Origin of the sequence: Polaromonas sp. (genome assembly GCF_012927455.1) — a bacterium.
GTDB lineage: Bacteria > Pseudomonadota > Gammaproteobacteria > Burkholderiales > Burkholderiaceae_C > Polaromonas.
Genome location: NZ_JABBPE010000005.1, coordinates 196,011 through 209,584, shown reverse-complemented (window position 1 = coordinate 209,584; position 13,574 = coordinate 196,011). Strand labels below are relative to the sequence as shown.

Here is a 13,574-nt window from a genome sequence, read left to right as displayed (position 1 = left end):
ATCGGCTAGCATCAAGCCCGGGGTATCAAGTGGATACGTTTTATACAACTTGTAGTAAAGGGATGGAAATGCGTTTAAACAGAATCGTTTTGGCAAGCTTGGTTCTGAGTGGCAGCGCTTTGCTGGCCGCTTGCGGCGGCGACGGCGGTGGAAGCCTCGGTGGCGGATCGACTTTATCCCTCAACGGCACCGCCGCTACCGGCAAGGCTTTGGTTGGCGCCGTGTCGGCAACCTGCAAGACCGGCACTGGCTCGGGCACCTCGAACTCGGACGGTTCGTTCACGGTTCTGATCAACAACGGCGTCGGCCCTTGCCTGCTGTCCATCACGGCCGGCGCTACCACGCTGTACTCGGTCACCAGCGGCTCTGGCGCGACGCAAACAGGCAACATCACGCCCATGACCAACATGCTGGTGCGCTATCTGCGCAGCGTTCCCGGCATGGAGGACAACACAAGCCCAGAAAGCTGGTTTGCCTTGGCTACGACCCGGGCGCTGCTGGCCGACACCCCCGCCCTGACGCTGCGCATCACACGCGACTTCATTCCGGAGCTGAAAAAGATGCTGCCAAGCCTGAGCTTGAGCAGTGCCGGATTTCTATCCACGGCGTTCACGGCCAACCCGTTGACCTCAACCGACGACGCCGATCTTGAAAAGCTGTTGAAGGCTCTTATCGTCACGGTCACGGGCTTACCATCAGAGGCCGCGATAAAGGCGCTAGTAGCCGCAGCCATTGACGATATCCGAGCAGTTTTCGCCACGGGTGCCACGGGCGCTGGTAGCTGAGCCTCCTCTGACCTCTCGAAAAGCCCGCCTCGCGCGGGCTTTTTTATAACCGAATGTCAACACAACTTGACGCTCAAACGCGCCGAGCAGTTGGCAATCAGAAATCAGACGATGGTAAGTGTCGGCTCTCAGCGGTGCAGCAACAGCCATGCGATCTGCCGGTTCTGTGCGTAGGCACTCTCTACCAGTGGCCACAGCTAGCCCTCGATTCAGGGATGGGCTGCGCGCAGTCATTCAAATGTGCGACGGTGCGGGAATGTCTTGCCCGGCATCAATGGCGATTTCAATCCAGCCCGTGCACAGTGCACCTGGCGCGGCCCTGAATCGCCGTATACCTTGATGTAGCTAAATCGCGACCGGCTTCACTTTGAACCGTTTGGCGTTCTTGGCCAACACGACATCCAGGGTCACCATCCCTTGTGCCTTGGCCTCCATGGCAGACGCAAGGTGCAAGGCATCGCCCGCACGCAAGCCTGCGGCTGCATCCATGGTTAGCATGGCCGCCCTGTGAAACGTCATGACTTCCACCGGCAGCAAATGCAGGTCGTTGGCACAGATGCGTTCAAACTGCATCCATGCGGTTTGCGCCTGGGTCTCTGTCAGCTGCCCGGTGCGCTGCTTGAGTCCCATGGCGCTGGCAAACTCTGTGACGCACCAGGCAGCAGATGCCAGTTCTTCGGTGCAATCGGAATACCACTTGACCACGGCGGCGGTCTTGCCCTCATGCGTGCACAGAGCCACTAACACGCTGGTATCAACATACAACATCAATAGCGCGCCTCTTGGCGCAGCTGTTCCATCACCGACATGCCCATGGGCAGCGTTAAAGTGTTGCTGGTTAGTTCGTGTGCAAATAATTTGCGGTTCCACAGAGATGGCCGCAAGTTAAGTGCGCCATCAGCGCTTAGATGGGCTTGCAGCTGGTCGCCTTCTTTGACGCCAATTTGGCGCACATAGTCAGCAGGGATGCGCACAGCAAGGCTGTTTCCCCATTTGGCAATCTGTAGATTCATCATGATGGTTTTGGATATACGTTGAAGTGTCTACATTTTAGGGATTTATGAAGCAACGCGCAACTTGCCGGGCGCGACCTTGGCATCGAACACAATCCCGGCTTGCTCCAGAATCCACGCTTCAATTTTTTCATGGTGAATTCGCAGCAGGTCAAGCGGACGCACGGTGTAGTGTTTTTCAGCTGTGGCGCTTGGCTTGTGGCCCATGATTTGAGCCACCACCCCGGCGGGAATCTCTAACCACTCTGTCAGGGACTTAAACGAACGGCGCAGGCCGTGAATTGTTAGGTCGTCAATGCCAGCCACCTTGCACGCATCGTGATGCGGGTTACGCGGTATGACTACGGTTCCACCGGCAGCAATGGTGCTGGAAAAAACAAACTCATTGCGGCGGGGCAGGGCGACCAGTAGGTGCGCGACATAGGGCGTAAATGGGATAACGCGCGTTCCCTCCACTTTGTCTCGAATAGTCAACCCGCGCCATTTCGTGTTTATGTCATCCCAGCGCAAACCCAGCACCTCGCCAGCCCTTGCACCGGTCAACAATAAGGTCTGCAGGTAGGCGGCTATCACCGGGTTTTGTAGTTGGCCCACCGCGTCGAACCATGCGGGTAGTTGTTCTTTGAGGAGTGCATCCTGTTTTACGCCGGATTTCCCCAAAGACTCGCGGGCCTTCTTTGTCTTAGCTGGATTTGCTGATTGCAGCGCGGGCGCATATTCCGGCTGCTCAGAGCACCAGCTTAGAAAGGCTTTAAGGCATCGCCATGCAAGGCGGGCAGCAGCTGGCCGGGTTTGTGTTTCGCGTGCGGCCCACGATTCGATTACTGGCGCTGTCAAGTCACGCAGGGGCAAGGCCATCAGCGAGTGCAGTATTCCCGGCGCGGTCACGCCACCTGCAGCGCGGTTGGATGCGACTCCGCCGGGCTTGACCAGCAAAAGATGCTCGGTGTAGTGACGATCGCCCCAGTGCAAGCGGCGGGCCTTTAGATACACGGCCCAAACCTCACCCACGGTCACGGCATGGGCTGCGGCGGCGCTGGCCTTTACAGCTTTGTCAGCTTGTTGCTGGCGCTCAACCTCTCGCGGGTCTGTCCCGCTGTCCAAGGTCACGCGCAGTTGGTGCGCCTCATTGCGGGCGGCTTCAATGCTCCATGCTCGAACGTCCCCAATAGTGCGGCGAATGGTTTGCCGGTTCAGCTTCGCCTCGAACACGAATGCTTTAACGCCTTTGGGATTTTGGGCCGTGGCAGGGGTTACTCGCACCCGAAGACCAGGCGCTTCACTGTCTCGCATAAACGCCTGCTTCTTGCCTGTTGGGCAGGTCAGGCGGTCGATTGCTCCAACAGTCAGGTTTACCCGCACGGCTAGATCTGGTGCTTCGCTTTTCTTTGGTCGGGCCATGACCCACCCCCTTGTTGTTTGGCTACATGGGCAATCCATGTAGCCACCATGTAGCCACCATGTAGCCAAAAACCCCCAATTTTAGGGAATACGCTTCAACACTCAGGCTGCAATTTCTGGAGAAAACAAGCCTAACTTGTTGATTTATATAGTTTATGTCAACATTGATCAACATAGCGAAATCTATATTCTGCCCGACTCGAAATCAGGCGTACCTTAAGGTACCGAGGGTTCGAATCCCTCCCTCTCCTCCAGTAAGTCAACGATCAAGCGCCTTCCAGGGTGCTTTTTCTTTGCCCACTGCCTTTGCTCCACCACGGGGCAAGGCAGTTGCAGTTGCAGTTGCAGTTGCAGTTGCAGTTGCATGTTCGGCGTCAGGCGTCAGGGCGCAAATGATCTAGCTCAAGAAAGCATCAATCTGCTTGGGTGGCGCCGTTGCTTGACCTTAAACTCGCGGTTTCAGGAAACCCTACATGCCAAGCACCCAGAAAAAAATAAAAATCAATTCGGTGCTGTCCGCCAAAGTTGCGGATGCTCGCTTTCAACTGGTGCGCTATTTTTCGCTGACCGGATTTGGTCTGTTTATCGTGGTGGCGCTGGCGCTGACGTACTTTGAGCGTGACCAGGGAAAGTTCTTTCAGAGCGTGCAGCAAAAGCAGGGTGCATTTTTCAAACAGGTGCAGGAAGGTTTTGCGACGCAGCAGGATTCGGCGGCGCGGCGCGATCTGCTGTCGATTCATGAAGCCGGTAACGTCAACCTGACCCGGCTGTTTGCCAACACGCTGTGGGAGCGCGACTTCGCACCTTACGTTGCGCGGGCGCAAGCCATTTCGGTCGACCGGTGCCGCGCCATTGCCGACGTGAAGGACCCGACGGACGGCAAGATGAAGCCGCCCGGCGAGAAAAAGGCGTGTTTTACCGAGGTCGGCCAGCAGCTGGCTGCGTTCAAGGACTTTCCAGCGCTGAACGCCAAGGTCTTTGATGCGATGAAGAAGACGTCCGTGTTCAAGATCAAGGTGTTCGATTTGCGCGGCATCACGGTGTACTCGTCAGAGCACGCCCAGATGGGCGAGGACAAGATCACCAATGCCGGCTGGAAGTCCGCGGCGCTCGACGGCAAGCCGTCCAGCGAATTGACATTTCGCGGCAAATTCAGTGCCTTTGAAGGCGTTGTTGAAAACCGCGATTTGATCGGCAGCTACTTGCCGGTGCTGGAGCCCGGCACCAGCAAAATCGTTGGTGTGTTCGAGGTCTACTCGGATGTGACCCCGTTCCTTGATCAGATCAAGGCCACCTCGGTACAGATTCGCAAAGCGTCCGACGATTACCAGTCCGACGTCGAGGCGGTCGCCATCACGAACCAGTCGAGGGTCGAGGCCTCGAGCCGGACCACGCTGCTGATCGTGATCGGTTTGCTTGCCATTTTGTTTGCTGCGCTGTACGCGATTGTGCGCCGCGCCGACCGCATTCTGGTGCAGCAGGGAAGCGAGCGCGAGCATGTGCAGCAACAACTCGCGCAGTCCGAAAAAATGGCATCGCTCGGCCAGATGGTCGCGGGTGTGGCGCACCAGCTCAACACGCCGCTCGCGTTCTCGCACAACAATGTCAGTATGGTGATTGACGTGCTAAACAACTTCAGCCTGCCACTGAAGGTTGCCGGCAAGTTGACCCAACTGGTCAAAAGCACCGATGCAGACTGCGTCAAACTCAACGTCACCAAGGTGCGGGCCCAGATCACGGCAATTGACGAAGATGATCTGGATGTGTCGATGCCGCTGGAGATGCTGGGCGACACGCTGCTGGGCATCAGCCAGATGCGCGAGATGGTCGAGAACCTGCGCGACTTCACGCGCCTGGACCGCAGCAAAACCGCCGAGTTTGACATCAACAAGGGCTTGCACAACGTGATCTACATCGCCCGCAGCGTGATTCCGACCCATATCGAGTTGGTCGAGGCCTTCGGTACGCTGCCAAAAATAGAGTGCAATGCGTCGCAGCTCAACCAGGTGTTCCTCAATCTGATCAATAACGCGTCCCAGTCGATTGTTGCGGATCACGGCACCGTGACGGTGTTCAGCTGTGTCGAGAACGATCGCATTCGGGTGGATGTGAGCGACAACGGATCGGGTATTGCGCCCGAGGTGCTACCGCACATTTTCGACAACTACTACACCACCAAGGCGGCCTCCGAGGGTACCGGGCTGGGGCTGGCCATTGCGCTCAGCATCGTGCAGGAGCACGGCGGTGAAATCAAGGTCGCGACCGAATTCGGCAAGGGCTCGACTTTTACCGTGTTTCTGCCGGTCACGCTGGACGCCGCCACGCAAGCCATTGAAACGTCAGGGGCCTACGCATGATGGAAGCAGTCCGCACTCCAGAAAAACTCGGGCAGGTGCTCTGCGTCGATGATGAGCCGAGCATCTTGCGTTCGCTCCAGTGGCTGCTGAAAAAACAATTCGACGTCAAGACAGCGGCCAGCGGCAATGAGGCGCTGGCCTTGCTAGAGACGAACGACTTCGACGTGATCGTCAGCGATCAGCGCATGCCCGGCATGATGGGTTCCGAGTTTCTGCACGAGGCGCGCAGGATCTCTCCGCGCGCGATGCGCATCCTGCTCACCGGCTATTCGGACCTGCCGGCGATCCTGCGCTCAGTCAACGACGGCGAGGTATTTCGTTTTGTCAACAAGCCGTGGAACATCAAGGAACTGCCTAAGATCATCGCCGATGCAGCCAGCATTGCAAAAAGCCAGCTGGCCGAATCGTTGCCGGGCGGCGACGACGACAGCGAGCTCGATATCCGCGAGGAAACCATACTGCTGATTGACGACGACCCGATGATGGGGCAACTGATTGCGCTGGCGCTCGGAAGCGGGGTCAAGGTCGCCCATGCCACTTCGCTGGCCGAGGCCGTTGCCATCTTCGACGAGCAGAATGTTGGCATCATCGTGTCGGATACTCGGGTGTCCAATCTGGACACCACGACGATGCTCAAGGTGCTCAAGCACGAGCACCCTGAAATCGTCACGGTGGTTTATACCGCCACAGCGGATGCAGTGGATGTGATCACGCTGATCAACGAGGGCCAGATTTTCCGCTTCATCCCGAAGCCGGTGAAGATGGTGACGCTGAAACAGGCCTTGATGGCGGCTGCGCTGAAACGCAGACAACTCCGCGCCAGCCCCGATGCGGCAAAGCGGCACGCGGTCGAGAGCGTGTCTGCAGAGGTGCGGCAGGACATGCTCAACACCATTCAGTGGTCCGCAACCAGCGTTGCTGCAGTGGCGGGAGGCAGCCTGCTGCAGCGCATTGGCGGATCATTGAAGCGAATGTTGGGCCGTCGCTTGCCGCACTAATGCGCCAGTGACAATCCCGTCTTCCGGCGCTGATCTGGCAGGCACTACGTCGCCCTTTATCTCATGAACGCAGGGCTATGGCCGTCAAACCGTGGGAGCCGGCGCTGATTTGCCTTGCCGCTCGCTGATGGTCTGATCAATTTGTGTGAAGGTCTGCGACAAATCGTTCTGTTCGGAAATGATTCCCAACTGCCTTGCAATCTGCGAGGCAGAGAAAAGACCGCGGATCATTGGCTTGCCGGTGAACGGCGCCGCGTCGAGCACCAGTGCATGCTGCCGGCCGGAATGCTTGAGTGTTTCGATAATGTCGCCAACGCGCGCGTGAAGAACCGCTTCCAGCGCAATGACCTCCACCTCACTGGTCATGACGTCGCGGACTTTCAGTTGCTCCAGGCTGCCGCCAGTCGCGTGCAAGGCCTCTTCTACCCGGCGACCGGCCAGATCGCGCGCCGTGATCAAGCCGGTGACATCGTCTTCACTGTCCACAACAAGAAGCTGTCGCACGCCCCGCGCAATCATCTTCTGCGAAGCGGTTGCGACACTGACCTCGGCGTGAGTGGTCGCGGCAGGCACAAACTGTAGATCCGTCATCACCTCCAGTGCGTACGAAGTGATCTCAACCGGGTTCGGCGAATAGAAGTAGGGCCTGATAAAGCCGGTGCCGGGCTGCAACATCGACAGCAACTGGGGCTTGAAAGCTGTATCGGATTTGATTGACATGGTCTTTCCCGGTTGTTATCAGTTCATCTCTGCTTCGTTGCGCGGCAAAGCATCCTGTGAGCAAAACTGTGTGGCCGGACGAAGCTTGCGTGCCTACAGGAGGCCCTGGGTGCGGGCGAGGTGGCTTGCCTGTGAACGGCTTTTGACGTTGAGACGCCGGAATAGCCGCCACAGATGCACTTTGACGGTGTGCTCGCTGATTTGCAGTTCTTCGGCGATATCCCGGTTGCTCATGCCCCGGTCTAGCATCACCAACAGTTGTTTCTGGCGTTTGGACAGTTTTTCAGTGGGCGCCAGAGACTCCAGCTGGAGATCTTCGCTCAGGAACACGCGCAGCATGTTGGATATCTCGGTGGCGCCTGCCGACTTCTGGATGTAGGCATCGGCCCCTGCTTCGATGGACAGGTCTTCATAGTCCTGCGCAGATGAGGCCGAGAGGACCACGAGTGGAACATCGGGAAAATGTTGCTTGAGTTCCCGAACTCCCGACACGCCGTTGGTGTCGGGCAGTTTCAGGTCCAAACAGATCAGCTCAGGCACACCATGCTCCTGCACTGCAGGCATGACGGCGGCAAGTCGGTCGAGCTCGGTTACGACAGCCTTGCTGCTCAGGCGGCGTATCAGCATGACGACGGCCTCACGCATCAGGGGATGGTCGTCTATTACAAAAATACTCATGGGATTAGTACTGACAAATTGTTTCTGGAATTTGTCAAGCATAACTGCTACAAGATAACTTTAGCACGTAGAAAAATAGTGAATAACAGTAATTGTTCCTCTATTTGACTTACGACAAGTCTCAGCTAATAAGTCTAATGGTCTGGCCAGCTTCGCAGCTTTACAGCTTGACTTGATGGCCACAACTGCGGTTTAGGTTTTCATAGATGAAAAGAATTGCAAAGCCAGTTCAACTGCCAAACGGTCGGGCGCAGCTACCAGCTTGTCTTGTAGCCCGGCCAGTGCGGCAGCGCCTTCTTTTTGCAGCATGGAAACGGTCAGCGCCGCCTCGCGGGGCGAGTCAAAGCCGTGGCTTTGCAGCAGCAGCCTGGCATCAGCGTCGAGCAGCTTGAAATAAAACTTGCCATCGTTTTCGCGGTATTGCTTGAAGGATGGTGCCGTGCTTTTGCTGCTTTTGCTTTTTTGAGCCACGGCAGGCAGCGTGCTCAGGCTGCGCAGTCCGACGGCCTGACGCAACTCGCGCAGGAAAGGCGTGGCTACGGCGCGGGCTTTCTCGGCGCCCGCCTGCAACAAGCTTTCGATTTCGCCGGGATCGCTGATGAGCGCGTGGTAACGCTCGCGCATGGGCGCCACCTCTTGGTCAATGCGCTCGAACAACCGCTGTTTGGCGTCGCCCCAGGCGATGCCGTCGGCGTAGGCCTGGCGCAGCGCGGCGGTCTCGGGGGCGTCGGCAAAGGCCTGGTAAATCTGGAACAGCGCCGAGCCTTCGACCTCCTTAGCTTCGCCGGGCGCGCGCGAGTCAGTCACGATGCCGGCAATCAGCTTGCGCAGCTGGTCCGGCGGCGTGAACAGGGGAATCGTGTTGTCGTAGCTCTTGCTCATCTTGCGGCCATCCAGGCCGGGCAGCAGCGCCACGGATTCCTCGATCGCCGCCTCGGGCAGCACGAAATGATCGCCATAGAGGTGGTTAAAGCGCTGCGCCATGTCGCGCGCCATCTCGATGTGCTGGATCTGGTCACGCCCGACCGGCACTTTGTGCGCCTTGAACATCAGGATGTCGGCGCCCATTAGCACCGGGTACATGAACAGGCCGGCGCTGACGTCGGCATCGGGGTCGTGGCCGGCCGTTTCGTTCTTGTCGACCGCCGCCTTGTAGGCATGCGCCCGGTTCAACTGGCCCTTGCCGGTGACGCAGGTCAACAGCCAGGTGAGCTCGGGAATTTCAGGGATGTCGGACTGGCGGTAAAACATCACGCGTTCCGGGTCCAGCCCGGCTGCCAGCCAGCTGGCCGCGATTTCCAGCGTCGAGCGCTGGATGCGCGCCGCATCGTCGCATTTGATCAGTGCGTGGTAGTCGGCTAAAAAGTAAAAGCTTTGCACGCCGGGCAGGCGGCTGGCTGCCACCGAGGGGCGGATGGAGCCCACGAAGTTGCCCAGGTGCGGCGTGCCGGTGGTAGTGATGCCGGTCAGAAAACGTTGGGGAGATGGAGGGCTCATACGTGAAATGTCGGCTGGAAAGGGTAAATGACGGGCGAGGACGGGCGACGGCAGCGCGTGGCAGCTTAACGAAGCAGCGACAGCACGGGCGCCATCAGGGTATTGATCACGGCGTAGCCTAGCGTCATGAGCGGGCGCAGCCACAGCGTGCCGACCACGCCGGCGATCACCAGCGCCATCACGACGAAGAAGCCCCAGGGTTCAACGCGCTGCACCCACTGCGCTTGTTTCCATGGCAGCAGGCCGACCAGAATGCGGCCACCGTCCAGCGGCGGCAAGGGGAACAGGTTGAAGGCCCACATCACCAGATTGACCAGAATGCCGGCCTGCGCCATTTTGATGAAAAAAGGCTCTTGCGTACCCAGCGCCGCCAAAACCAGCAGTGCCACGGCCCAGAGCAGGGCCTGGGCAAAGTTCGACGCCGGGCCGGCCAGCGCCACCCAGATCATGTCGCGCTTGGGGTTGCGCAGCGCGCCGAAATTGACCGGCACCGGCTTGGCGTAGCCAAACAGAAAAGCGCCGGACGTGGCGAAATACAGCAGCAGCGGCATCGCGATGGTGCCGATAGGGTCTATGTGCTTGAGCGGGTTCAGCGTGATGCGGCCCATCGCGTAAGCAGTATTGTCGCCAAAATGGCGAGCCGCGTAGCCGTGCGCGGCCTCGTGAATCGTGATGGCGAACAACACGGGCAGTGCATAAATGGCGACGGTTTGAATCAGGTTGGCTATATCCATGCCCGGATTGTCTCAGACGCTGTAAGTCCGCCGTCCGTCCCGGCTTTACAGGCCCAGTGCGGCCAGGCTGCCGCGGCCTTGCCGTATCACTATCGGGTCACCGCCATCGGCCATGGGCGTCAGGTCAATCACGGTGGTCGGCTCCTTGTGGCAGGCGCCGGCGTCAATCACGGCGGCCAGTTCGCTTTCGAGCTGGTCGCGAATCTCTTGCGGGTCGCTGAGCGCTTCGGTTTCACCGCGCGGAATCAGCGTGGTGGCCAGCAGCGGGCCGCCATGCAGCTCCAGCAGCGCATGCAAGGCTTTGTGATCGGGCACGCGCAGGCCGATGGTCTTGCGTGACGGGTGGCTGATGCGGCGCGGCACTTCCTTGCTGGCCTCAAGGATGAATGTGTAGGGTCCGGGCGTGGCCGCTTTGAGCAGGCGGTACTGCTTGTTGTCGACGCGCGCGTAATTGGCCAGCTCGCTCAGGTCGCGGCACAACAGCGTGAGGTGGTGCTTGTCGTCGACGCCGCGGATGCGCCGCAATCGGTCGGCTGCCGCCTTGTCGTCCAGCTGGCAGACCAGCGCGTAGCTGGAGTCCGTTGGCACGGCCGCAATGCCGCCGCGCTGTATCAGCTCTACCGCCTGGCCGAGCAGGCGTGCCGGAGGATTGTCAGGATGAATCTCAAAAAGCTGGGCCATACAAAGGTTTTAGGGTTTCGGGAAGGTCTGGGTTGCTGAAATCGCTTCAGGATTCCGTCGGTTCGATCATTATCCGGCTCTCGCGCACAGTAAGCCAGGCGCCGGCCGCGCCGCACAGCGCGACCAGCGCAATGCCCAGCAAGGCCCAGTCATCGGGCACATGCGAGAACGCCAGCCAGCCACCTATCATGGCAAAGCCGATCTGGGCATACAGGAAGGGCGTGAGCGTCGCTACCGGCGCCCGCGCATAGGCCAGAATCATCATGAAATGCCCCACGGTGGCCATCAAACCCATCAGGACCAGGCTGGCCCACAGCGTCCACGAGTCCAGCGCGGTCCAGACAAAAGGCAGGGCGATGGAGGCCAGCAGCATGCCGACCCAACCGGTATAAAAATGCATGGTGAACGGGTCTTCGGTGCGGGCCAACCGGCTGGTCAGAATCTGGAACCAGGCATTTGTCACCACCAGGCCAAGCGGCAGCAGCATGCTCCAGTCAAAGCGCTCGCCGCCGGGGCGGATGATGATCAGCGTGCCGGCAAAGCCACCCGTCACGAGTGCCCAGCGCAGCGCCGAAACGCGCTCGCCCAGCGTCAGCGCAGCCAGCAGCGTGATGACCAGCGGGGTGATCATGACGATGGCGGTGAACTCGCCCACTGGCATGTAACGCAGGCTGAAAAACGCCAGTGCGCTGCTCGCGAGCAGCAGCACGCCGCGCAGGCACTGGAACTTCGGGTGCGCCGTGCGCAGCAGCGACCAGCCGCGGCGCGGCAGCACTGTCACGGTGGTGGCTATGGCCTGGAAGGCGTAGCGAAACCACAGTGCCATCAGCAGCGGAACGCTCAGCGAGACGAATTTGGTGGTGGTGTCCAGCACCGCGAAGCAGGCCAGCGCGGCCACCAGCAGGGCGATGCCTGTAAGCGCACTGGCCCGGCTGCTCGAGCGGGCACTACCTGCTGTACTCACTGGATGCGGTCAGCCAGCAGTTCCCATACCGGGGTCAGCGTGTCCGGTAAAAACGGCAAGGTGCCCAGCTCGGTGTGGCTTTCGTCGGGGCTGTGAAAGTCGCTGCCGCGCGATGCAGCCAGATCGAACTCCTTGGCTGTTTCGGCGTACTTCAGGTATTCATGCGGCGTGTGGCTGCCGGTCACAACTTCCACCGCCTGACCGCCATGCGACTTGAATTCGGTAAACAGCGCGTACTCTTCATTGGGCGTGAATTTATAGCGCCCGGGGTGGGCAATCACCGCGATGCCGCTGGCCTGCGTGATCCAGTACACGGCGTCGCGCAGCGTGGCCCAGCGGTGCGGCACATAGCCGGGCTTGCCTTCGGTCAGATACTTGCGAAATACTTCGTTGGTGTCGCGACAGACACCCGCTTCAACTAGAAAGCGGGCAAAGTGGGTGCGTGAAATCAGTTCGGGATTGCCGACAAACTTCAGCGCGCCCACATAAGCGCCCTGAATGCCGGCCTTGGCCAGCGACTCGGACATGTCCATGGCGCGTTGCTGGCGGCCGCCGCGCGTGTCGTGCAGGCCTTGTTGCAGCGCGGTATCCTCGGCGTCAAAGCCCAGGCCGACGATGTGCACGGTCTGGCCGGCAAAGGTGACGGAGACCTCGACTCCGCTCAGGTAGCGCAGGTCGTGCGCCTTGGCCGCGGCGGCGGCGCGCCGCTGGCCGCCAATCTCGTCGTGGTCGGTCAATGCCCACAATTCGACGCCGTTACTTTTGGCGCGTTCAGCCAGCGCCTCCGGGCTCAGTGTGCCGTCCGACACTACAGAGTGGCAGTGCAGGTCAGCGTTCAGTATGGTTTTGGAAGTCACCCAGGCATTTTAGGCTTTCTGATCTGCGGCCGTGGCCCGCGCGCTGCGGCGTCGGGACAGGCGTTGGCAGCGCCATAGCCTACCATTGCTCTTCAGACTGGCTGAATTAACCTTGGCGGAGCGCCCATGATCACCGTTCACCACCTCAACAACTCGCGCTCGCAACGCATTGTCTGGCTGCTCGAAGAGCTTGGCCTGGACTACGAAATTAAACGCTACCAGCGCGACCCCAAAACCATGCTGGCGCCGGCCTCGTTGCGCGCGGTGCACCCGCTGGGCAAGTCGCCGGTGATCACCGATGGCGAGCTGACCTTGGCAGAGTCCGGCGCCATCATCGACTATCTGATAGAGCGCTACGGCGCTGGCGGCTTTGCCCCTGCTGCCGGCACGCCGGCGCGGCTGCGCTACAACTACTGGTTGCACTACGCCGAAGGCTCGGCCATGACGCCCTTACTACTTAAGCTGGTGTTCGACCGCATCGAGAGCGCGCCCATGCCGTTTTTTGTCAAGCCGATTGCCAAGGGGATTTCCGCCAAGGTCAAAAGCAGCTTTATCGAGCCGCAACTCAAGCAGCACCTGGACTACCTCGAAAGCGAACTCGGCCAAAGCGGCTGGTTCGCCGGCGATGCGTTCAGCGGCGCAGACGTTCAACTGAGCTTTGTGCTGGAAGCCGCCGCAGCGCGCGGTGGGCTGGATGCGAGCCGGCCGAAGTTGATGGATTTCCTCAAGCGCATTCGTGAACGGCCGGCTTACCAGCGGGCATTGGGCCGCGGCGGAGAGTATGCGTTGATGAAATGAACGCTCACTCTGCGCGGTTTTACGCCGTTTCGGGTGTGTTTTAAGCCTCTAGCCCAATGAATACGGGCGCAAACAGCTATCTATTTGATAG

14 protein-coding genes are annotated in these 13,574 nt (G+C 59.5%); 4 read left to right on the top strand and 10 right to left on the bottom strand.

What is annotated here, in order from left to right; genetic code table 11:
* Positions 1-89 precede the first annotated feature (89 nt).
* On the top strand, positions 90-785 hold the full coding sequence (locus HHJ18_RS06935) for a hypothetical protein (protein ID WP_296913132.1): 696 nt from the start codon (positions 90-92) through the stop codon (positions 783-785).
* A 345-nt stretch (positions 786-1,130) separates the two neighbouring features.
* Here HHJ18_RS06935 and HHJ18_RS06930 read toward each other — a convergent pair whose 3' ends face one another.
* Genes HHJ18_RS06930 through HHJ18_RS06920 form a run of 3 tightly spaced genes read right to left on the bottom strand, consistent with a single transcriptional unit; the run spans position 1,131 to position 3,199 of the window.
* Positions 1,131-1,553, bottom strand: coding sequence for a type II toxin-antitoxin system VapC family toxin (locus HHJ18_RS06930; RefSeq protein ID WP_296913130.1), 423 nt, complete (start codon positions 1,551-1,553; stop codon positions 1,131-1,133).
* Positions 1,553-1,798 (bottom strand): AbrB/MazE/SpoVT family DNA-binding domain-containing protein, encoded by a 246-nt coding sequence (locus tag HHJ18_RS06925; protein ID WP_366558813.1) that lies wholly within the window; start codon positions 1,796-1,798, stop codon positions 1,553-1,555. Before HHJ18_RS06925 ends, HHJ18_RS06930 begins: the two co-directional genes overlap by 1 nt.
* A 45-nt stretch (positions 1,799-1,843) precedes the next feature.
* On the bottom strand, positions 1,844-3,199 hold the full coding sequence (locus HHJ18_RS06920) for an integrase family protein (protein ID WP_296913125.1): 1,356 nt from the start codon (positions 3,197-3,199) through the stop codon (positions 1,844-1,846).
* A 473-nt stretch (positions 3,200-3,672) separates the two neighbouring features.
* Between HHJ18_RS06920 and HHJ18_RS06915 the strand changes: the two genes are divergently transcribed.
* Both HHJ18_RS06915 and HHJ18_RS06910 read left to right on the top strand, forming a co-directional pair.
* Complete coding sequence (locus tag HHJ18_RS06915; protein WP_296913122.1) at positions 3,673-5,556, top strand: HAMP domain-containing sensor histidine kinase; 1,884 nt, start codon at positions 3,673-3,675, stop codon at positions 5,554-5,556.
* Positions 5,553-6,554: a response regulator gene (locus HHJ18_RS06910; protein ID WP_296913119.1), complete on the top strand. Its 1,002-nt coding sequence runs from the start codon at positions 5,553-5,555 to the stop codon at positions 6,552-6,554. Before HHJ18_RS06915 ends, HHJ18_RS06910 begins: the two co-directional genes overlap by 4 nt.
* Before the next feature lie 84 nt (positions 6,555-6,638).
* Here the strand turns inward: HHJ18_RS06910 and HHJ18_RS06905 are convergent, their stop codons facing one another.
* The 7 genes from HHJ18_RS06905 to HHJ18_RS06875 all read right to left on the bottom strand — a co-directional run bounded on the left by HHJ18_RS06905 (position 6,639) and on the right by HHJ18_RS06875 (position 12,685).
* Positions 6,639-7,274 carry a CBS domain-containing protein gene (locus HHJ18_RS06905; RefSeq protein WP_296913116.1) on the bottom strand — a complete coding sequence of 212 codons (636 nt, stop codon included), beginning with the start codon at positions 7,272-7,274 and terminating at the stop codon, positions 6,639-6,641.
* 93 nt (positions 7,275-7,367) lie between these two features.
* Complete coding sequence (locus tag HHJ18_RS06900; protein ID WP_296913114.1) at positions 7,368-7,952, bottom strand: response regulator transcription factor; 585 nt, start codon at positions 7,950-7,952, stop codon at positions 7,368-7,370.
* A 192-nt stretch (positions 7,953-8,144) separates the two neighbouring features.
* On the bottom strand, positions 8,145-9,449 hold the full coding sequence (locus HHJ18_RS06895) for a tryptophan--tRNA ligase (protein ID WP_296913111.1): 1,305 nt from the start codon (positions 9,447-9,449) through the stop codon (positions 8,145-8,147).
* 65 nt (positions 9,450-9,514) lie between these two features.
* Complete coding sequence (locus HHJ18_RS06890) at positions 9,515-10,183, bottom strand: site-2 protease family protein (RefSeq protein ID WP_296913109.1); 669 nt, start codon at positions 10,181-10,183, stop codon at positions 9,515-9,517.
* A 45-nt stretch (positions 10,184-10,228) separates the two neighbouring features.
* Complete coding sequence (locus HHJ18_RS06885; RefSeq protein ID WP_296913106.1) at positions 10,229-10,864, bottom strand: L-threonylcarbamoyladenylate synthase; 636 nt, start codon at positions 10,862-10,864, stop codon at positions 10,229-10,231.
* Positions 10,865-10,910: 46 nt separating this feature from the next.
* Complete coding sequence (locus tag HHJ18_RS06880) at positions 10,911-11,828, bottom strand: DMT family transporter (RefSeq protein ID WP_296913103.1); 918 nt, start codon at positions 11,826-11,828, stop codon at positions 10,911-10,913.
* Complete coding sequence (locus tag HHJ18_RS06875; protein ID WP_296913100.1) at positions 11,825-12,685, bottom strand: 3',5'-nucleoside bisphosphate phosphatase; 861 nt, start codon at positions 12,683-12,685, stop codon at positions 11,825-11,827. Before HHJ18_RS06875 ends, HHJ18_RS06880 begins: the two co-directional genes overlap by 4 nt.
* A 126-nt stretch (positions 12,686-12,811) precedes the next feature.
* Between HHJ18_RS06875 and HHJ18_RS06870 the strand changes: the two genes are divergently transcribed.
* A complete protein-coding gene (locus tag HHJ18_RS06870; RefSeq protein WP_296913097.1) occupies positions 12,812-13,483 on the top strand; it encodes a glutathione S-transferase in 672 nt (223 codons plus the stop codon).
* Positions 13,484-13,574 lie beyond the last annotated feature (91 nt).